The organism is Halosimplex aquaticum (assembly GCF_028747785.1).
Lineage (GTDB): Archaea > Halobacteriota > Halobacteria > Halobacteriales > Haloarculaceae > Halosimplex > Halosimplex aquaticum.
The window spans coordinates 3061806-3081815 of the sequence record NZ_CP118158.1 but is presented as its reverse complement, the minus strand read 5'-3'; the positions used below and the strand labels follow the sequence as shown (position 1 = coordinate 3081815).

The window sequence follows — 20010 nt, the reverse complement described above, 5'->3', positions numbered from 1 at the left end:
TACGCCCGTTGATAGCTGCACTCCCGCCTGTCCGAACAGTTGGATAGGTCTATGTTTCTGTTTGATAATAGCGTCAAGCGATCAGGTGCGGGCCGGAGCGGCGGTCGGACGCCCGCTGGACGGGGCGTCGGCGTCCCGACAACGGTAAACCCGACGCCCGTGTAGCGCGGGTGAATGACCGAGCGCGTCGCTGGTGACGACCTCGGAGACGTCGACGGGGACCTGACGCTCCCGCCCTCTCGCGAGGCCGGCGAGGGCGAAGTCCACGTTCTCGGCACCGCCCACGTCTCCCAGCAGAGCGTCGAGGACGTCGAGACGACTATCGCCGAACGCAAGCCGGACGTCGTCGCCGTCGAACTCGACGAGGGTCGGTATCGCCAGCTCAAAGGCGAGGCCCCCGAGGACATCGACCCCGGCGACATGCTCCGGGGGAACACCGTCTTCCAGTTCCTGGCCTACTGGATGCTCTCGTACGTCCAGACCCGGCTGGGGAAGAAGCTCGGCGTCGACCCCGGCGCCGACATGATGGCGGCCATCGACTCCGCCGAGGAACACGGCCTGGGCGTCGCCCTCGTCGACCGGGACATCCAGATGACCGTCCAGCGCTTCTGGGCGCGGCTGAGCCCGCTACGGAAGCTCTCCATGCTCGGCACCCTGACGCTGGCCATCGGCTCGCCGATCGCCGTCGGGACCGGACTGGGCCTCGCGATGGGCGCGTTCGCCGGCTTCGCCGTCGCCATGGTCGCCGCGAGCGCGTTCGGGTTCGCGAGCGCCGACATCGTCGCGGCCCTCGGTCCGAACGTCGTCGCGCTCGTCGGCGGCCTCGTCGCCGGGGCCGTCGGCGGCGCGGTGCTGTGGTCGCTGTTCGACGGGGCGTTCGCGCGTGTGCTCGACGCGCTCCCGATACCGAACACGACCTACACGCGGATCGCCGCCGGCGTCGGGGTCGGGTCGGTCGTCGGCGTCGCCATCGCCGCGACCGGCGGCCTCGCCGTCGGTCCGCTCTCGCTGACGGTCGACCGGCTGGCCTCGATCGGCGGGTTCGTCCTCCAGGTCGGCGCCGGCGTCGCCGCCGGCGCGCTCGCCGGCGTCGCGCTGGGCGTGCTGGCCGGGGCCGTCCTCGCGCAGTTCGTCGCCGACGAGGAGGAAGACATCGAGGAGATCGACATCGAGGAACTGACCGAGGCCGACGTGGTGACGGCGATGATGGAGGAGTTCCGGCGGTTCGCGCCGGGCGCCGCCGAGGCGCTCATCGACGAGCGCGACGCGTTCATCGCCCACCGCCTCGTCGCGCTCCGCGAGGCCGGGTACAGCGTCGTCGCCGTCGTCGGCGCCGGCCACCGCGAGGGGATCGAGCGCTACCTCGACGACCCCGAGAGCCTCCCGCCGATGGAGTCGCTCGTCGGCGAGGCGTCGGGGACCGGCCTCACCGCCTACCTCTACAAGGCGCTGGGCTACGCGATGACCGTCGGCTTCCTCGTCTTCTTCGTCCTGCTGGCGCTCGGCGGGGCGAGCAACGGGTTCCTGCTCGAACTGTTCGTCGCGTGGTTCCTCGTCAACGGGATCCTCGCCGGCGGACTCGCGAAACTGGCCGGCGCGCACTGGCCGAGCGCGCTCGTCGGCGGCGGCGTCGCCTGGCTGACCAGCGTCAACCCGCTTTTGGCCCCCGGCTGGTTCGCCGGCTACGTTGAGTTGCGCTACGTCGACGTGAACGTCGCCGACATCGGCCGCCTCAACGAGATCCTCGACGACGAGGAGGCGCCCATCGCCGACATCTTCGCCCGGATGCGCGAGGTGCCGCTCTTCCGACTGATCCTCATCGCCGGCCTGACGAACGTCGGGAGCATGGTCGCGAGCCTCGTGGTCTTCCCCGCGATCCTGCCCCTGCTGTCGGCGCCCATCGGCGGCGTCGATGCCATTCCCGGCTTGCTCCTCGACGGCGCACGGAACGGCTGGGACATCGTCTGGAGGACGCTGACGTGAGCCGGTCGTCCGTCGGCGGCCGAGGGGGTGGGAGCGGCCGCGGTGGCCCGGGCCGAGGCGGTCCGGGCGCCCGCGGGAACCGCGGCGGCATCTCCTTCAGCCGCCGCGAACTCCGGGACCTCGCCGTCGCGTGGCTCGCGCTCGGCGTCGCCTTCACTATCTTCATCGACCGCACAATCGCTAACGCGGCCCTGCGCGGGATGATCAGGCCGTCGACGCTCGCGCTCGCGCTGGGCGTCTCGCTCGCCACCGTCGGCGTCGCCTTCCTCCTGCACGAACTCGCGCACAAAGTCGTCGCCGTCCGGTTCGGTCAGGTCGCCGCGTTCCAGGCCGACTACGGCATGCTGTTCCTCGCCGTCATGTCCGCGCTCGCGGGCTTCCTGTTTGCCGCCCCGGGCGCGGTCGTCCACCGCGGACGCATCACCGCGCGGGAGAACGGCCTCATCGCCCTCGCCGGCCCGGTCACGAACCTCGGGCTGGCCGTCGTCTTCCTGCCGGTCATGCTGTTCGGCCCCGGACTGCTGGAACTTATCGGCCAGCGCGGCGTCAGCATCAACCTGCTGCTCGCCGGGTTCAACATGATCCCCTACGGCCCGCTCGACGGCCGGAAGGTGATCCGCTGGAGCAAGCCGGTCTACGTCGCCGTGGCCGTCCCGAGCGTCCTGCTCGCCGTCTTCGCGCTGTTCGGCCTCGGGCTCTGAGCGGTCCGCACCGCAACAACTGACTTCCGCGTTCCGGCCGAGTGTTCGACATGGAGCAGACGGTACCCGCCGAGGTCGAAGAACTGCTCACCGGCGACCCGGTCGTCGCGCACCTCGCGACCTATTCGGACGGCCGCCCCCACGCCGCACCGGTGTGGTTCCGATACGAACCGGCCGACGAGACGCCCGACGACGAGGGTCGCCCGCCGGAACCCGCCGCGGACGCCCACGAGGGCGGCGTGATCGAGGTGATGACGACCGGGCAGAAACTCGAAAACGTTCGCGAGAACCCCCGCGTCGCGCTCTCCATCGAGGAAGACGAGGACGGCCACCCCTCGTGGATGGCCACCATCCGCGGGACCGGGACGGTCGTCGAAGACGACGACGAGAACCGGGAGGCCAACCGGCGGATCAACCGCCGCTACGGCGCCGACGACCCCGACGACTGGGAGGAGGAGAACACACTCGTCCGCATCGCCGTCGGATCGGTGTCGTACAAGACGTTTTGAAGCGGTCCGCCGAACGGGCAGGCGCTCGATTGCCGAAGCTATATCGGCTCACCGGCCCCGAACAGAGGTATGCCAGACGACGAAGCCGACGGCGTCGCCGTGCGGCCGCTCTCGGCCGACCGCTTCGCCGAGTTCCGCGCGATCACCGACTACGCCTTCCAGCCCGAGGAGGGGCCCCAGGAGTACGACGACGAGCCCGAGCGTATCGCCGACCGCTACGGCGCGTTCGACGGCGGGGACCTCGTCAGCGTCTGCGGCCACTACGACCTCACCGCGAACCTGCGCGGCGAGTGGGTCTCGATGGCCGGGCTGGCCGCCGTCGCCACCCCGCCGGAGCGTCGCCGGAAGGGGTACGTCCGCGCGCTGATCGACGACGCCCTGGAGCGGTGGCGCGGGAAGTTCCCGCTCGCCGCGCTGTGGCCGTTCTCGCGGTCGTACTACGCGCAGTTCGGCTGGGCGACGGCGAACACGTACACCGAGTACACCTGCCCGCCCGACCAACTGGCGTTCGCCCGCGGCGCGGTCGACGGGGAGGCCCGGCCCGCTTCGGCCGACGACTGGCGCGACCTGCAGGCTGTCCACGAGGCCCAGGCCGGCGAGACGTCGCTCGCGCTCCGGCGGTCGAGCGAGGCCTGGTGGCGCGAGCGGGTGCTCCGCGAGGACGACGAGGACCGGCCGTGGGCGTACGTCTACGAGCGCGACGGCGAGGCGCGAGGGTACCTCGTCTACAGCTTCGAGGACCTGGGCGGTCCGAAGCACATGAACCAGCGGCTGACGGTCGCCGACGCGGCCGCGGCGAACCACGACGCGTGGCTCGGCATGCTCGGGTTCCTCGCCGACCACGACTCCCAGGCCAGCGAGGTGCGACTCCGTTCGGACGCGCGAACCGACCTGCTCGACCTCGTCTCCGATCCCGAGGCGGTCGACTGCGAGGTGAAGACCGGACCGATGGCGCGGATCGTCGACGTGGCCGACGCCCTCTCGGCGTGTCCGTACCCCGCGGACGTGAGCGCCGAACTCACCCTGCGAGTGACAGACGAGACGGCCGCCTGGAACGACGGACAGTTCCGCCTCGCCGTTTCCGACGGGAGCGGAACCGTGACTGCGGACGCGAGCGGCGACCCCGACGCGACGGTCGGCATCGGGACGCTCTCGCAACTCGTCGTCGGCTACCACGACGTGGAGGCCGCGCGTCGAATCGGGGATCTCTCCCTCGCGGACGGGGGAATCGCCGACGCGCTCGCGGCGTTGTTCCCGCCGGAGCGGACGTACCTGCGGACGTTCTTCTGACCGGGTAGGGAGCGCCTACCCGGTAAGGCACTTCCACGTTCGACCCCAACCGTCGACATGTCCAGACCGGACGTCGACGACATCGCGCACGTGGCGGCGGAGGAGAGCCAGGCGGTCAGGCGCGACTTCCGGCAGACGATGCTCTCGGGGCTGGCGCTCACCGTCCCCTTCTTCATCACGGTGCTCGTGCTCATGTGGGTTCTCGGGACAGTCGCGAACGCGCTGACGCCCCTCGCGGACGCGATCGTCGCGCTCGGCCCCGGCCAGGAGATGAGCACGTGGCTCGTCGAGTTGCTCGCCGCAGCCATCGTGTTCGGCGTCGTCTTCCTCGTCGGGTTCGCCGCCCAGCACGGCCCGGAGACCGACATCGCCAACCGCTTCGACGTGCTGATGGAGGACCTGCCCGGGGTCGGCTCCATCTACACCAGCGTCGAGCGGATGAGCGACGTGATGGTCGACGGCGACACGGAGAGCTTCCGCGAGGTGAAGATCGTCGAGTTCCCCCGCGAGGACTGCTTCGCGCTCGCGTTCCTCACCGCGGACACGCCCCACCAGATCGAACAGGCCGCCGACGGCGCCGACATGCAGACGGTCTTCGTCCCGATGGCGCCCAACCCAGTCATGGGCGGCCACCTCATCAACCTCCCCGAAGAGCGGATCTTCGACGTCGATCTGTCCGTCGAAGAGGGGATGCAGGCCATCATGACCACCGGGATGGCCATCGACGAGAACGTCGAGGGCGGGGACTGACGGCCCGTCCGGGTGCGGTGGACCGGTGAGACGCGGTCGGGCGTCACCCGCACACTGCCGGCCGGCGACTTACCACGGTCGGGCCCCTCCCCGGAGACATGAGCCTCGAAGGCGAATCCGCTCCCGAGTTCGAACTACCCAGCACCGCCGGCGACACCGTCTCGCTGAGCGACGAACTGGAAGAGGGTCCCGCCGTCGTCCTGATCAACCGCGGCGTCTGGTGCTCCTTCTGCGCCGAGCAGCTCCAGACGTTCAGCGAGGTGTCCTACGACATGTGGTTCCACGACGACGTGAGCGTCGTCCCCGTCGTCCCCGACCCCCTTCCGAAGGTGACCGAGATGCGCGACCGCTACGACCTGCAGATCCAGCTCCTGGCGGACCCCGAGGGCGAGGTCTGCGAACGCTACAGCGGCACGGAGCAGACCAGTCACGGCCTGACCGGGAAAGCCGCGACGTACGTGATCGACGAGAGCGGGACGGTCCGATACGAAGACGTCTCCGACACCCCCGCCGACCGCACCTACGGTAACTGGGTGCGCTACTACGTCCGCAACGGCTACGAACCGCCGTTCCAGGGGTGAGGGCAGCCGCGTCCGCCTGGCGGTCGGACCCGGATCGCACCGGCCGCGCGGCTTAAGCGGCGCTGGAACCTTTTCCGAAGGGTATGAGCCAACTCGACACGGGCGGTGTGGTCGTCGTCACGGGCGCGAACGAGGGGATCGGTTACCACCTGTCGCGGGCCCTGATCGGGGACGGGTACCGAGTGGCCGCCCTCGACGTGAACCGGGACGGTCTCGACGCGCTCGCGGAGGTCGCTCCCGACCGCGTCCACGTCGTCGAGTACGACGTGACCGCGGACGAGGACGTCGAGGCGGCGGTCGACGCCGTCCTCGACCGGTGGGACCGGATCGACGTACTCGTCAACAACGCCGCTGTCTTCGACTTCGGCCTGTTCGCCGACCGGACGCTCGAAGACACCCGACGGGAGTTCGAGGTGAACTTCTTCGGCTATCTCCGGACGATCCACGCCGTCCTGCCGCACATGCGCGCCCGCGGGTCTGGAATCATTCACAACGTGAGTTCGGGCGTCGCGGCCGTCGGCCACCCCGGGCTGTCGGGGTACACCGCGACGAAGGGCGCCGTCGAAGGGCTCACGCGCACGCTCCGGGAGGAACTCCGCCACGAGGACGTCTGGTGTACGCTGCTGTACCCGCCGGCGACGCGGACCCGCTCGGCGGCCGCGCTGGACTACCCCGACGCCGCGACCCAGGAGCCTGCCGCGGTGGGCCGGAAGCTCGCCCGGAAGATCGACTCGACCGAACCGGTGATCTACGCCGACTGGCAGACGCGACTCGGGATGGCGCTCGTCGAGCGCGTCCCGTGGCTCGCCCGACGGGGGACCGAACGGTTCCTCGACCGCGACGAGACTCGTGACGAGTGAGGGCGCTCCACCCGAAACGGTGGCCTTTTGCTCGCGCTCCGCGGGGGATTCAACATGACCGACGGGGACGCGACCGACGGATCGGACGACGCGGCCGAGGACGAAGCGGAGGGACTGACCTACGCCGACGCGGGCGTCGACATCGCCGGCCAGGAAGCGGCGACGGCGGCGCTGGTCGGCGCCACCGGCGACTTCGAGGGCGACTACGCCGGCCTGCTCGACATCGGCGACCGCTACCTCGCACTGGCGGCCGACGGCGTAGGGACCAAACTCCTCGTCGCCGAGGCGCTCGACGACTACTCGACCATCGGCATCGACTGCATCGCGATGAACGCCAACGACCTCGTCGCCGCGGGCGTCGACCCCGTCGCCTTCGTCGACTACCTCGCCGTCGAGGAGCCCGACGACGCCACCGCCGAGGCCATCGGGAAAGGACTCGACGAGGGCGCCGAGCGCGCCGGCGTCGCCCTCGTCGGCGGCGAGACCGCCGTGATGCCAGACGTGATCAAGGGCCTCGACATCGCCGGCACGTGCGCGGGCCTCGCACCAAAAGACGCCATCTTCCCCGGCGAGGCCGAGGCCGGCGACGTCGTGGTGGGGTGGCCCTCCTCGGGCATCCACTCGAACGGTCTCACGCTCGCCCGCGAGGCCGTGACGCGGAACCACGAGTACACCGACCCGTTCCCGCCGAACGCGGACCGCTCCATCGGCGCGGAACTGCTCGAACCGACGCGCATCTACAGCGACCTCCTCGGCCCGCTCCGCGAGGCCGAGACCCACGCCGCCGCCCACGTCACCGGCGGCGGGTGGACGAACCTGACCCGCATGGGCGCGTTCCGCTACGAGATCGACGACCCGTTCGAGGCCCAGCCGGTCTTCGAATTCGTCCAGCAGGAGGGCGACGTGGCCGACGAGGAGATGCATCGCACGTTCAACATGGGCACCGGCTTCGTCGCCGCGATGCCCGCCGAGGACGCCGAAGCAGTCGTCGAAGCGACCGACGACGGTCGGATCATCGGCCGCGTCGAAGACGGCGAGGAGTCAGTCGCGATCCGCGGGCTGGAACTGTAACGGGCGCAGACTACTGATTTTCTGTCGTGGCGCGCGCTGTCGCGCGTCTCGTCGCGCGACGGCATCGTGCGAGGGATGAGCGAGGGAGCAAAGCGACTGAGCGAATCGGTTGGGGAGGTGTGAGGCGCGGTGCTGTGCGGTAGCGATTCCTGGCGGACTGAAAGGGCGAGGCCCGGTCGGTGGCGGCCCGGCGAAGTAAGCACGCGAACGAAGTGAGCGCGCGCAGCGAGCGCGTGGCGCGACCGACGGGAGCGCCACGGCCGCTCGAACGGTGAGCGAAGCGAACCGTGAGAGCCGCGGCGCCCCAAGCGGGCCGAGGGCTTTCATCGCTTGCTGTCGACGACGATTCCAACTGCTAGCAAGCGAGCAGAGGGCTTTCATCACCTGTAGTAGCCGTGGTCGATCCGACACTTGGCGAACACATCGAAGACGCTCGGAACTCACGAGGGGGGACACCGGATCGCGGACCCGTTCTCGATCGGATCGACGCCCTCGGTCCCAGTCGCGCGAACGACTCGCTCGTCGGTGAGGAGATAGCTGACGGTGTAGAACCCGCCGTCGGCGTGGTCCGGTGTCGTCGTCGGCGGGTGGCGATAGTTGGGCCCGATGACGCCGAACTGGACGACCCACCCGTCTCCCGAACTGCTCACGCCGGCTTCGCCGCCAGGAGACGTATCGACGTCGATCCAGACGATCTCACGACGAGTTTCCCGCAGCGTCCGTCGGACGACGAACGCGCGCTCGAACTGCTGTGCGAACTCGCCGGCCGTCTCGGCAGTGAACGAGTTCGGCCGCTCTGGCCATGGCGGGATCGATACCGATGGGTTCTCGGGCGTCTCCGGACAGGATATCGCGGGTCCTGCCGGCGTCGGCGCAGGCGAATCGGTATCTGACGAGCCAGGGGCGGCGACACACCCGCCGAAGGTGACGAGTGCGGAGGCGGACGCGAGGACCTGTCTGCGGTTCACATGACAGTCGTCCGAATGCATCGGTAAGTGCTTTGTCAGCGGAGGCGGGGCAGAGAACGACGAACCGAGACCCGAAACGCCAAAGTCGCCGAGCGAGCCACTACGGGCAAGATGACACCGACGTTGCCGGGCGACGCGGACGAGTGGGCGGACCAGTTGCAAGCGAAACTCAACGACCGGGAGGCGTTCACCGAGGCGGCGGCGGGGTTCGACGCCACCTTCCGGTTCGACATCCTCCCGGACGAGCGTTACGACGGGAACCCGATCACGCTGACCGTCGTCATCACCGACGGCGCGTGCGTGGCCGCGCGGGGCAGCGACCCGAACGCGGAGTACGACTTCGGTCTGCGGGGGCCCTACGCGGCGTGGGTCGACCTGCTGGAAGACGAGATCGAGGTCACCGAGGCGGTCATGGGCGGGGCCTTCGAGTTCGAGGGCTCGGAGATGCGACTGCTGAACCGGCGCGAAGCGGTCACGGAACTCGTCCGCGCGGCCCAGAGCGTCGACACCGAGTACGCCTACTGACGCGGGCCGCCGCCGGTCGATCCGTCGGAGCCGCGACTGAAACCGTTAAGTTCCGCCGCTGAGCACGGGGAGACGTGCTCAAGAAACTCGGCGCCGCCGGGATCGTCGGCCTACTCGTGATCGTCGGCGGCATCGGACTGCTCGCGTGGGTCGACCCGCTGATCGCCGCCGGCATCGGCCTGGTCGTCGCCGGCCTCGGTCTCGTCCTCTACGGCCTCGTCACGAACGTCCTCGCCTCGTTCGGCATGGGCGGGATGGTGTAGGGCCGTCGCGTCAGTCGCCGCGGTCGCCGACGACGCTTCTCAGGCCGCGACAGACGGCGTAGCCGACCCCGCAGACGACGAGGACGAACGCGACCGAGGTGAGCAGCTGTTCGGCGACGAATCGCGTCTCGTCCGGCGGCGCGAGCAGGCACGTCTCCGACCCGCTCGCCGCGGGAAACAGCCGGTGTGAAACGCCCAGTACTCGCTCCGGAGCGCGAGCGCCAGCCCGGGCGCGCTCGTGGCGATAGCGCCGGCCGCCGGACCGAACCCGCGGTAGCCGGCGCCCGCGGCGAGGAGACCGAGGCCGCCGGCGACGAGGTAGGGGACGAGGGCCCAGAGCCAGCCGGGCGGGAGATACAGCCAGTGGGTGACGAAGACGGCGACGCCGAGCGCGAGGAGGACGCGGACGTGCGCTCGCTCCTCGCTCGCCCTGCTCGCGCGGGTCCGGCGGCGCGGCCGCATGCCCGACACCGGGTCGCCGGACGGCAAAAAGCTGCGTGTCCGCCAGTGGTCCGGGCCGACTTCTCAGAGGAGGTCGTCGCGCTCGAACAGCACGTGGAACGCGATGACGTAGCCGAAGAACGTGAGGACCGAGTAGAGCGGGCTGATGAACAGCCCGAACCCGACGCCGAACGACGAGGACAGCAGGTCGCCGAGGATCGACTCGAAGAACGCGGCGCCGTAGACGACCGCGGAGGCCTTCGCGAGGAGTTCCTGGCTGGTGCCGCGGACGAACACCGCCATTACGGACCCGATCACGGCCGCCGTCGAGATGTGGCCGATCGCCATGCCCTGAACTCGGTGCACCGCGAACGCGCCGAAGACGTCACCGTGCAACAGCGAGTTGAGGACGCCGAGGAAAATGCCGCCGCAGACGACCGCGAGTACACCCAGCCCGGTCGCGGCGGTGATCGATTCGATCTCCACTTGCCCGTGTTGTCTCCCTGCCATGTCCCGTGTGGGTCGCCCGACACACAAAAAGCTTGACAGCACTGGCGGCGATCCGGACAGTGTCGGCCCGACGGAGCTCAGTCGCTCTCGCCGCGGTCGCCGGCGCGGTGTTCGCTGATGAGGCGGTCGACCATCTGGGCGTTGCGCTCGCGTTCGCGCTCCTCGGCGCGCTCTTCCCAGTCGGCGAGGGCCTCGTCGATCTCCCGCTCGCGGGCGACCGCCAGTTCGTCGACCTCCTGGACGGTCACCATGTCGGCGGGCGCGACGGGGACGTCGTGTTTGAAGAGGATCTCGTCGGCCACGTCGGAGAGGCCGCCGTTGCGGAGGACGATCTGCGGGTCGATATCGACGATCTTGTCGGCCGTCGACGCGCCGGCTCCGGACGCGTCGCGGAACAGGATGATGTCGTCCTCGGCGAGGCCGAACCGCTCGTCGGCGTCGTCGATGGCGTCGCTGGTGAACTGCTCGACGACCTTGACCGGCGTCAGTCCCTGTTTCTTCTCGGCGACGTCCGCGAAGTTCGAGTGGTCGAGCTTCCAGAGGGTCTTCAGCCGCTCTAACTTGCCCTCCAGTTCGTCGATGCGGTCGTCTTTCTCGTCGATCTCGCCCTTCAGGCGGCGGTTCTCCCGCTCCAGTCGGGTGACCTCGCGGTCCTTGCGGGCCTCGACGCGGGCCTCGCTGCGGGCCTCCGAGAGCTTGCGCTCGTAGTCGTCGATCTCGTCGTCCTTCTCCGCGATGGTCTCCTCCAAGTTCTCGACGTGGGACTGGAGCTGGGCGACCTGGGATTCGAGCTGGCCGATCCGCTTCTGCTCGGGCGACTGCTCGTTGTCGGGCTGCTCGGACTCCTCGGGCTGTTCGCCGCCGTCGTCGCGCAGGTCGTCGAGGACCGTCTCGACGCTCTCCTCGTTCGCGACGACGCGGGCGACGACTGGGCCGACCTCCTGGCCGGGCGGCACCTTCGCGGCGATGCGCTCGAACTGGTCCTTGTGGGCGTCGAACGCGCCGAACGCGGCGGCCATGGCGTCGCGCTCGTGGTCGTTGTCGTAACCCTCCTCGCGGGTCCGGTGCTGTTTCACGTCGACGGGCAGGTCGCGGTCGGGCGTCCACCCGGCGGCGTCGAAGCTCCGCCGGAGTTTCTCGACGGTCTCGGGCATCGGCGTCACGTCCGCGGCGACGATGACGGGTCGGCCGCGCTCGACGATCCACTCGGTCACCTCGGCGCTGTCGGCCGTGCGAGTGCTGAGCACGTCCAGCACCTCGCCGTCGAGGCCGACGATGGCGACCGCCGTGGTGGTCCCGGGGTCGACGCCGACGACGACGTGGTCCCGGCGCTTGGCGAGCGGGCGGAACTCGATGCCGTCGCGGCGGACGCGCTCGACCTCGACGCGCACGTCGCCGGCCCGCTCGTTCGAGACCGGGATGTCCCGCGGGCGGCCCTCGACGGTGAATATCGCGTTCGAGAACCCGCCGTACTTCTCGGTCTCCTCGCGCTCGAAGTCGAGACCCGCCTCCTTCAGGTCGGCCTCGACCTCGCGGGTGCGCTTCTTGACCGAGCCGTGGATGCGGCGGGTGTAGCGGTCCTCGGACCAGCCGCCGCCACCGCCCGTGGAGCGGCCGCGAGAGACCTTGATCTCCGTCTCGTCGGTGAACGCCGAGACGACCTGGCCGACGTTGCGGGCGGCGAGGCGGGCGGCGGCCTCGGCCTCTTGCATCGGGTCCTTGCCGTAGGGCACGTCGTGGCGGTTGGCGACCCTAGAGAGCGGTTCCGGGCGCTCGGCGCCGGTGACCTGCACCAGCGTCGTCTCGTCGGGGAGTTCGCCCAGGAAGTGGACCAGCGCGTCCTTGTTCTCCGCGAGTTCGTACATGTTGTCGGTGGCGACGATGGCGGGCTCCTCGTCGCGGATCAGCCGGCGGAGCTTCCGCCGGGAGACCACGTCGCGGTCGACGTGCTCGCCGTCGAACGCGACTAGCGCGTAGGAGACGTCCCCGCGCACGTCGCCGCTCTGGACGTCCACCCCGAAGACGACCGCGTCCAGCGCACTCGTTCGCGTGCTCACACGCCTGCGTAGGCAACAGTCGAATATAAACCCGGCGCGGGATCGGACCCCCACACGGCGAGTCCGTCTCACCCGGGTTCGGCCCGGATCGCGGTGACCACGCCGAGCAGCTTCGTCGACGCCTCGCGGAGCGCGAGGTCGGACCGGGAGACGAGCGTCAGCGGTTCCTGGTTCCACCGGCAGCGGTGTTTCTCGAAGTGCGCGTCCGCTCGCCAGTCCTGGAACCGACCGAGCAGTTCCACGCTGCTGCGACCGTGTTCGAGGAGCAGGACCTGCCCGCCGGGTTCGCAGACCCGGTTCATCTCGCCCAGCGCGGCGAGCGGGTCGGGGAACGTGCACGTCGAGAGCGACGATATCACCGTCTCGAAGCTGTCGTCCCGGAAGGCCAGCGCCTCGGCGTCCATCTCCGCCAGCGTCCCGCCGCGCCCCAGGCGGCGAAGCTCCGTGTCAGCCTCCCGGAGCATCGCCGGGCTGACGTCGACGCCGACGTATTCGGCGGTCTCGGGCACGTACTCGGCGTTCGTTCCCGTCCCGCAGGCGACGTCCAGGACGCGCCCGGTCGCCCGGTCGAAGAGCCGGCGCCGATACCGCCCGACGAGCAGTCGATCGAGCGGGCGCATCCGGGCCACCGTGTCGGCCTGGTCCGCGTACGTCGTCCGGATATCGTCCAGGGAGCCACGCCGACGCGCCGCGCGGTCCGGATCCGCTCCGGCGGATCCCCTCGTCCGTGTCGAGCCGTCGCGGTGGGTGGTATCTGTCATCGTGTCCCACTATCGATCCCCAGTGAAGTAGTCGTACTGCCGGCGATACCGGAGAGCGGTTTCCGCGGGCGATCCACCGCACCGCGGACGCGACGAACGACCGTCGAATCTGTCTCCGGAGACACAAGACCGAAATGACCGCGCCCGGAACCGGTCGTCATGAAAGCGACGGCGATCGACCACGTCAACGTCCGCGTCCCGGAGTCGGCGATCGAGGCCTTCGTCGGCTTCTACCGCGACGACGTGGGCTTCGACCTGGAGTACTACGACGAGTATCGCGCCGGCGAGCGCGAGTTCTTCTACGTCCGCCTCGGGCCGTCCTGTATCATCCACGTCTCCCCGCGGGAGACCGTGCCCGAGCCGACGGGCGAGACGATCGACCACTTCGCGGTGTTCGTGGACGCGTCGATGGACGAGGTGATGGAACGGGTCGAAGCGGCCGACGCCGAGGTGCTCACCGAGGCGGTCCGCGAGGGCGCGACGGGCGAGTACCCCTGCGTCTACGTCGAAGACCCCGTCGGCTACACGGTGGAGTTCAAGACCGCGGCGTGACTCAGAGGAACTCCGTGCACGTCTCCGCGAACGTCGCGAGGGGCAGGTCGGCATCGGAGTCGACGCTGACGAACAGGCCGGTGAACTCGCCGGTCGCGAAGTGGAAGGCCGTCAGCTCCTCGAAGCGGTGGATCGAACACTCCAGGCGTCCCGCCGCGAAGAGGTCTTCGAGGTGCCCCCGGCCGAGCCCCTGGAGGATCAGCTCGTCGTGGACCCGGTCGGCGTACTTCTCCGCGCGCTCGGCCGCGTCCGGTCGGGAGTAGAACACCTCGTAGCCGTCCTCGTCGTAGGTCGCGGCCAGTCGGAGATCGTCGCCGGCCGCGTCCCGAAGGGCGTCGACCAGGGCGGCCCTGTCACCGGCTACCATACCATCGCGTTCTCGGCCTCCCATTGTCAAAGTAGGGGCCGAATCGGGCGACGACCCTGGTGACCCAGGTGACGCCTGCGCCCGGGAAGGGGTCGCAGACCGTTCCGCGCTTCCGCGGTCGGTCGTTTTACGTCCGATCGCTCCGTCACTCCGCCATGGAGTACACCACGCTCGGTTCCACGGGCATGGAGGTCTCGAAGATCTGTCTCGGCTGCATGAGCTTCGGCAGCGGCGCTGACTGGATGCTCGACGAGGACGAGAGCGAGGAGCTGATCGAGCGCGCCATCGACCTGGGCGTCAACTTCTTCGACACCGCCAACACGTACTCGGCGGGCGAGTCTGAGGAGATCCTCGGCGACGTGCTGTCGCACTACGACCGCGACGAGCAGGTCGTCGCCACCAAAGTTCGCTTCTCCGGCGCCAACGACCACAGGAACGCCGAGGGCCTCTCCCGGAAGACCATCGAGCAGGAACTCGAACACTCCCTCGATAGGTTGGGAATGGACACCGTCGACCTCTACCAGATCCACCGCTGGGACTACGACACGCCCATCGAGACGACGCTGCGCGCGCTCGACGACGCCGTCCGCCGGGGGCAGGTCCGGCACATCGGCGCCTCCTCGATGTGGGCCCACCAGTTCCAGGAAGCGCTGCAGGTCAGCGACGAACGGGGGTTGGTCCGCTTCGAGACGATGCAGAACCTCTACCACCTGACCTACCGCGAGGAGGAACGGGAGATGTACCCCGTCTGTGACAAGGAGGACGTCGGCGTCCTCCCGTGGTCACCGCTGGGCGCGGGGTACCTGACGCGACCGCACGAGGAGTTCACCGCGACCGAGCGCGGCGAGCACGAACTGGACTACGGGACTCCGTATCACGAGGGGCCCGGCAGCGAGGAGATCAACGAGCGCGTGCAGGAACTCGCCGCCGACAAGGGGGTCACGATGGCGCAGATCGCGCTGGCCTGGCACTTCCAGAACGACAACGTCGACGCCCCCATCGTCGGCACGTCGAGCGTCGAGCACCTCGAAGACGCCGTGGAGGCGCTGGAGGTGTCGCTGTCGAGTTCCGACGTGGCCTACCTCGAAGAGCCCTACGAGCCCGTCCCCGTCTTCGGGCACGAGTAGGCCTCCCAGAATCGTCCGGGAGGGCTGGCTATGGGGACGGCGGCTCGACGGCGCGTTCGTCGTCCCTCGCCGAGCCGTCGCTCCCGGACGGAACTCGCGTCCTGCGCCCGGGGTCCGTGTCGACCCAGTCGCCGCCGACGGGGAGGAGCACGCGGGCGAGAACCCGCGGACTGAGCAGTGCGGTGGGGGACCGCTCCAGTCCGACGACCTCGCCGTAGGCCTCGGCGACGACGCCGTCGTCGTGGGCCTGTTTCAGCAGGCGGGTGAAGTACCAGTTGAACAGCTTCGTGCCGAGCGACGGGGAGCCGTCGGTCTGTTCGTACTGGTAGTCGGCGCCGGCGGCCATCCGCCAGGGGGTGTCGAGGACCGGCGCGACCGCGTCGAAAAAGCGGGGAGCGAGCCCCTCGCGGCCGCCGTCGGCGAGGGCGTGGTGGAGCACGAGCGCGTCGAGCGCGGCGACCGACATGCCCTGGCCGTAGACGGGGTTGAAACTCGACACGGCGTCGCCGGTGACGACCAGGCCGTCGGGGAACCGGTCGAGGGCCTCGTAGCGGCGGCGGAGACTCGCCGGGAAGGGGTAGCGGGCGACGCCGTCGGACACCCACGGCTGGGCGCGCAGGAGGTCCGCGATCAGGTCGATCGGCAGGGAGTCGGCGAATTCGAGGACCTCCGCGCGGTCGTCCGGCGCGCCGTCGCCGAACATCCCGGCGAGGATCACGTCCCACTGGCCGTCCTCGATGGGGAGGACGACGGCGCCGCGGGTCCGCGGCGCGTTGGTGGGGACGCTGACCATCCGGCGGTCGTCGGGCGGGCGCTCGATGCGCAGCGAGCTGTACTGCAGGTCGACCTCGACCCTGTCTTCGGGCGGCGCGCGGTAGCCGTTCTCGGCGAGCCACTCGGGCGTGCGACTCGCGCGACCGGTCGCGTCGACGACGAGGTCGGCGGCGAGATCCTCCGGGGGTCCGCCGCCGTCGCGGACCCGCACGCCCGTCACCGCCGTCGCGCCGTCGTCGGCCAGGTAGTCGACGAACTGGCACCCCCCGCGGAGGCGGACGGGGGCGAGTTCGCCGACGCGGCGGCGGATCACGTGCTCGAACAGCGGCCTGCTCGCGCAATAGGAGGGCGTCCGCTCCGGGCCGTCGGCGACGAAGCCGCCGTGCTGGTACTCGACGAGCTGGCGCGTGACGTCGAGTATCAGCCCGCCGGCGGCGACCAGGTCCTCGCCGAACCCGGGGAAGAAGTCCTCGAGGGCCGCCTGGCCGGCCGCGAGCAGCGCGTGGGGATGGCTGGTCTGTGGCGCGCCGTCGCGGGCGACCGGGCGGTCCGGGAGCGGGTCGCGCTCGACGACGACCACCTCGTCGAAGCCGACGGCGAGGACGCGCGCCGCGCAGAGGCCGGCGACGCTCCCGCCGACGACCACCGCGCGGTCGCCGACGGCGCCGACCCGCCGCGGTTCGTACCGGTCGACTGCGTCCAGCGTCATCCGGACCGCCCCCGCGCCGCCGAGCACCGAGCCGACCGCCGACCGCGCCGCCCGCCGACCGCGACGGCGCCGAACGCCACCGACTGACCCGTCCGTGCGACACACCCCGCCGCTGCGCTGGAGACCACGTCGTTCACGGGAGGAGTGTCAGTCCCGACCCACAAAGCTGTCTCCCCTCACCTGTCATGGAGAGTTATGTGCCCCCGCGGCGGGGCGAGAGTTTTGAGGCCGGGGCGGCAAGAGGTGTCAATGACACACGCAGAGACCGACGACGGGTCGGCGCTCGGGGACGGACACGTCGTACTCGTCACCGGATCGACAGACGGCATCGGGGCCGAGACGGCGCGCAACCTCGCCGAGACGGGCGCGACGGTCCTCGTCCACGGCCGGGACCGCCAGAAGGGCGAGCGGCTGGTCGCCTCGCTCCCCGGAACCGACCACGCGTTCTACGCCGCCGACTTCACGGACCCCGCGGCGATCCGCGACCTGGCCGAGGCGGTGTCCGCGGAGTTCGACCGACTGGACGTACTGGTCAACAACGCCGGCACGTTCCAGAGCCAGCGCCGCCTCGTCGACCTGCCCGGCAGCGACGAGGGGGTCGAGATGACCTTCGCCGTCAACCACCTCGGCCCGTTCCTGCTGACGAACCTGCTCGCCGACCGCCTCGCCGCCACCGGGGAACTGCGGGCGAGCGACGCCCCGGACGGGGAACGGGACCCCGCCCGCGTCGTGACGGTCTCGTCGGACCTGCACCGGGACGTGGTACTCGACCTCGACGGCGTCCGCGGGCCAGCGGGACCGTCCGGCATGGACGCGTACAACCACTCGAAGCTCGCGAACGTCCTGTTCACGGCCGAACTCGCGCAGCGACTGCCGGACAGCGTGACCGCCAACAGCTGCCACCCGGGCGTCTCGCCGACGACGGCGCTCACGCGGGAGAGCGCGCGGGTCTTCGGCCTCGTCTGGTCGCTCTACGGCGTCGTCGGCGGTGCCCTCGGGCGGACCGACTCGCCGGCGGAGTCCGCGGAGACCCAGACGTACCTGGCTCGCTCGCCAGACGTGACCGGCGTCACCGGCGAGTACTTCGACGACTGCGAGCCGGTCGCGCCGGGCGACGGCGCGACCGACCGCGACGCCCAGCGGCGACTCTGGCGGGCGAGCGTCGAGTGGGTCGGGCTCGCCGAGACGGAAGAAGCCGGTACCGAGCGGGCGCAGCGGGCCTGATCCTACAGCAGCGGTGCGAGCGACCAGCGCTGTCGCGCGAAAGCGGCCCCCGGCGCCGTCCCCTCACGTGACGTTCGCCGGTTTCAGGAACCGCAGACAGAGGAAGTTCGGCGGTCCCTCGCGGAACGCCGCGGCGTGGTCCGGCGCGAGTTCGGCGAAGACGTCCGTCACCTCGGGCTCGCGGACTCGCTCGACCAGCAATCCGGCGTCGGTCGCCGGTTCGAAGACCGCCTGGAGCGGACGGCGGTAGAACGGGACGACGAACGGGTCGTCCTCATCGCCCCAGTCGCGGTCGACCCGTTCGATATCGCCGTACGTAGCGCTCTCGGCGAGGACGTGGTCGCGGACGAAGAACTCCGCGTCGACGTAGTCCCGGACCGGATGGCTCGTCGAGACGACGACGTGGCCTCCCGGTCGCAGGACGCGAGCGAACGCCGCGAAGACCGCCCCCCAGTCCCGGACGTGTTCGAGCGCGAGCTGGCACAGAACGAGGTCGAACGCCGCGTCGTCGAGGAAGGCGAGCCCGTCGGTGAGGTCGGCCTCGTGGATCGGTATCTCGTCGGCGGATCCGGCGCCATCGAAGCGCTCCCGTGCGCGGCGGACCATCGCCGGACTGGCGTCGACGCCCACCGGGTCGGCACCGGCCTCCGCCAGTCGCTCCGTGTAGAAGCCGTCGCCGCAGGCCGCGTCGAGGACGCGTCGGTCTTCGAGCGGCGGGAGCAACTGCTCGACCGTCGGCCACTCGTAGTGCTCGCGGATCGCCGCGTCGGTGATGTCTTCGTACCCCGGCGCGAGTTCGTCGTACGTGCTCCGCGAGATGGGGTGGTCGTCCTCCGGAGGCATCGTCTGAATCGTGTCGGTCCTCTGTGTGATATACTTTCTCAGGATCGCCGAAATTCTGACAGTTAATCACTTCGAGACAGGCTTAGGTGTCTTATGGAACGCCGGTTTAGTTCTCGATTCGGCGAATTTTGCTCTTTAGTTTCGACCGAGAGATCGCCCCAGCGTCAGCCTTGCGGTGGTGATTTGGACACAGGACGATCAGGTTCGACCGGTCGTTTGGCCCACCTTCGCTCCGAGGTACGATATGATGGACTTCAGGCTGATCAACCTGCTCACCACACCATTCGCACTGTTGATCAGCGCGTTCGAAGTATAGGTCGTTCTTGAGCGACTCCGGTGCGGGCGGTGTCTTCTCGGTTCCATCATCGGTGTCTTTCGCTTCTGTGGACGACTCTTCAATGGTGAGAAGTTTCTCAAACCCTTCTGCAGCCGTTTCAGCCGATAAAAACGCCAATCCGATGATTCCGATCCCCCCGATGAGAAAGCCACTCCCAACGAGAAACACGATGGATCCGAATTGGATACCGCTCGTCATGATCGCTACTACACCGGTGATAACCATCACAAGCGCAACACCACCCGGCGGAAGCTCTTGTTCACTATCGTCTGTAGCAGCAGGTACCTTCGCGGTGTTGGCGCCGCTAGGCGGTTGCGAATTCTGGACACTTGGTACTCCAAATCCTCCGTTGGGAGACGTGCGACCAGGATTCGCATTCATCGAAGACGAACGGCCGTTCGCCCGTTCTTCAAAGAGGCCCTCAGCCTCAGAGTACGATTCGACGTTGTGAACGGGGACCGCCCCGATACCGTAGTTATCCATCATCCCCGGCTTATAATCTGGAGTTAAAATCCGCTCTTGTGGGTCCTTGTTGTACGTAATCTCGTAGACTCCATCTTCCCGCTTTTCTAGCCGCCAGTCGCCCTCGCGCCGAACCACTCCCATACCACAGAATTTCCATAATGATTGATAAAATATTCGGCCAGATCGAGTTTACTTACTTCTGAGCGTCAGATATGCTCAGTGGAAGTAGTGTTGCTGCGGACAGCCCACAGATTCCTAAGGAGCGAAATTCGACATATCTCTCAAAGGGAGTCTCCGATCCGGTCGCTAGTAGAAACGAGACTCGCGACAGTGCGCGCCATC

22 protein-coding genes are annotated in these 20010 nt (G+C 69.2%); 13 read left to right on the top strand and 9 right to left on the bottom strand.

What is annotated here, in order from left to right; all coding sequences use genetic code 11:
• Positions 1–174 precede the first annotated feature (174 nt).
• From PSC72_RS15450 to purM, 8 genes are all read left to right on the top strand, one after another.
• Entirely contained in the window at positions 175–1983 is a 1809-nt protein-coding gene (locus PSC72_RS15450) for a TraB/GumN family protein (protein ID WP_274322316.1), read from the top strand.
• Positions 1984–2072: 89 nt separating this feature from the next.
• Complete coding sequence (locus tag PSC72_RS15445) at positions 2073–2684, top strand: zinc metalloprotease (protein WP_274326187.1); 612 nt, start codon at positions 2073–2075, stop codon at positions 2682–2684.
• Between the two features lie 50 nt (positions 2685–2734).
• Positions 2735–3193 (top strand): pyridoxamine 5'-phosphate oxidase family protein, encoded by a 459-nt coding sequence (locus PSC72_RS15440; protein ID WP_274322315.1) that lies wholly within the window; start codon positions 2735–2737, stop codon positions 3191–3193.
• A gap of 69 nt (positions 3194–3262) precedes the next feature.
• The gene (locus PSC72_RS15435; RefSeq protein WP_274322314.1) at positions 3263–4483 is read left to right on the top strand and encodes a GNAT family N-acetyltransferase; all 1221 of its coding nucleotides are present in this window, start codon (positions 3263–3265) and stop codon (positions 4481–4483) included.
• Positions 4484–4540: 57 nt separating this feature from the next.
• Positions 4541–5233: a DUF502 domain-containing protein gene (locus PSC72_RS15430; protein WP_274322313.1), complete on the top strand. Its 693-nt coding sequence runs from the start codon at positions 4541–4543 to the stop codon at positions 5231–5233.
• 98 nt (positions 5234–5331) lie between these two features.
• Positions 5332–5814 (top strand): peroxiredoxin family protein, encoded by a 483-nt coding sequence (locus PSC72_RS15425; RefSeq protein WP_274322312.1) that lies wholly within the window; start codon positions 5332–5334, stop codon positions 5812–5814.
• An 83-nt stretch (positions 5815–5897) separates the two neighbouring features.
• A complete protein-coding gene (locus tag PSC72_RS15420) occupies positions 5898–6674 on the top strand; it encodes an SDR family NAD(P)-dependent oxidoreductase (protein ID WP_274322311.1) in 777 nt (258 codons plus the stop codon).
• Between the two features lie 54 nt (positions 6675–6728).
• Positions 6729–7745 carry a phosphoribosylformylglycinamidine cyclo-ligase gene (gene purM / locus PSC72_RS15415; RefSeq protein ID WP_274322310.1) on the top strand — a complete coding sequence of 339 codons (1017 nt, stop codon included), beginning with the start codon at positions 6729–6731 and terminating at the stop codon, positions 7743–7745.
• 440 nt (positions 7746–8185) lie between these two features.
• Here purM and PSC72_RS15410 read toward each other — a convergent pair whose 3' ends face one another.
• On the bottom strand, positions 8186–8734 hold the full coding sequence (locus tag PSC72_RS15410) for a hypothetical protein (protein WP_274322309.1): 549 nt from the start codon (positions 8732–8734) through the stop codon (positions 8186–8188).
• A 90-nt stretch (positions 8735–8824) separates the two neighbouring features.
• Here PSC72_RS15410 and PSC72_RS15405 point away from each other — a divergent pair, with 90 nt between their 5' ends.
• Together PSC72_RS15405 and PSC72_RS15400 are read left to right on the top strand one after the other, a co-directional pair.
• On the top strand, positions 8825–9238 hold the full coding sequence (locus tag PSC72_RS15405; protein WP_274322308.1) for an SCP2 sterol-binding domain-containing protein: 414 nt from the start codon (positions 8825–8827) through the stop codon (positions 9236–9238).
• 74 nt (positions 9239–9312) lie between these two features.
• Entirely contained in the window at positions 9313–9501 is a 189-nt protein-coding gene (locus PSC72_RS15400) for a DUF7470 family protein (RefSeq protein WP_274322307.1), read from the top strand.
• A 39-nt stretch (positions 9502–9540) separates the two neighbouring features.
• On the opposite strand, the gene PSC72_RS15395 is transcribed toward PSC72_RS15400, so the two are convergent.
• The 4 genes from PSC72_RS15395 to PSC72_RS15380 form a co-directional block, all read right to left on the bottom strand.
• A complete protein-coding gene (locus tag PSC72_RS15395; protein ID WP_274322306.1) occupies positions 9541–9963 on the bottom strand; it encodes a hypothetical protein in 423 nt (140 codons plus the stop codon).
• Between the two features lie 63 nt (positions 9964–10026).
• On the bottom strand, positions 10027–10452 hold the full coding sequence (locus PSC72_RS15390; protein WP_274322305.1) for a hypothetical protein: 426 nt from the start codon (positions 10450–10452) through the stop codon (positions 10027–10029).
• Between the two features lie 77 nt (positions 10453–10529).
• The gene (locus PSC72_RS15385) at positions 10530–12509 is read right to left on the bottom strand and encodes a DUF460 domain-containing protein (RefSeq protein ID WP_274322304.1); all 1980 of its coding nucleotides are present in this window, start codon (positions 12507–12509) and stop codon (positions 10530–10532) included.
• A 68-nt stretch (positions 12510–12577) separates the two neighbouring features.
• Complete coding sequence (locus tag PSC72_RS15380; protein WP_274322303.1) at positions 12578–13270, bottom strand: class I SAM-dependent methyltransferase; 693 nt, start codon at positions 13268–13270, stop codon at positions 12578–12580.
• Positions 13271–13429: 159 nt separating this feature from the next.
• Between PSC72_RS15380 and PSC72_RS15375 the strand changes: the two genes are divergently transcribed.
• Positions 13430–13822 carry a VOC family protein gene (locus PSC72_RS15375; RefSeq protein WP_274322302.1) on the top strand — a complete coding sequence of 131 codons (393 nt, stop codon included), beginning with the start codon at positions 13430–13432 and terminating at the stop codon, positions 13820–13822.
• A gap of 1 nt (position 13823) precedes the next feature.
• Here the strand turns inward: PSC72_RS15375 and PSC72_RS15370 are convergent, their stop codons facing one another.
• Entirely contained in the window at positions 13824–14189 is a 366-nt protein-coding gene (locus PSC72_RS15370; RefSeq protein ID WP_274322301.1) for a hypothetical protein, read from the bottom strand.
• A 155-nt stretch (positions 14190–14344) separates the two neighbouring features.
• Between PSC72_RS15370 and PSC72_RS15365 the strand changes: the two genes are divergently transcribed.
• Positions 14345–15316, top strand: a complete 972-nt coding sequence (locus PSC72_RS15365) for an aldo/keto reductase (protein ID WP_274322300.1) — start codon at positions 14345–14347, stop codon at positions 15314–15316.
• A gap of 28 nt (positions 15317–15344) precedes the next feature.
• On the opposite strand, the gene PSC72_RS15360 is transcribed toward PSC72_RS15365, so the two are convergent.
• The gene (locus PSC72_RS15360) at positions 15345–16799 is read right to left on the bottom strand and encodes an FAD-dependent oxidoreductase (RefSeq protein WP_274322299.1); all 1455 of its coding nucleotides are present in this window, start codon (positions 16797–16799) and stop codon (positions 15345–15347) included.
• A 249-nt stretch (positions 16800–17048) separates the two neighbouring features.
• Between PSC72_RS15360 and PSC72_RS15355 the strand changes: the two genes are divergently transcribed.
• On the top strand, positions 17049–18023 hold the full coding sequence (locus PSC72_RS15355) for an SDR family NAD(P)-dependent oxidoreductase (RefSeq protein WP_274322298.1): 975 nt from the start codon (positions 17049–17051) through the stop codon (positions 18021–18023).
• 63 nt (positions 18024–18086) lie between these two features.
• Here PSC72_RS15355 and PSC72_RS15350 read toward each other — a convergent pair whose 3' ends face one another.
• Both PSC72_RS15350 and PSC72_RS15345 read right to left on the bottom strand, forming a co-directional pair.
• Positions 18087–18866: a class I SAM-dependent methyltransferase gene (locus tag PSC72_RS15350; RefSeq protein WP_274322297.1), complete on the bottom strand. Its 780-nt coding sequence runs from the start codon at positions 18864–18866 to the stop codon at positions 18087–18089.
• A 106-nt stretch (positions 18867–18972) separates the two neighbouring features.
• The gene (locus tag PSC72_RS15345; protein ID WP_274322296.1) at positions 18973–19809 is read right to left on the bottom strand and encodes an HNH endonuclease; all 837 of its coding nucleotides are present in this window, start codon (positions 19807–19809) and stop codon (positions 18973–18975) included.
• Positions 19810–20010: the final 201 nt, after the last annotated feature.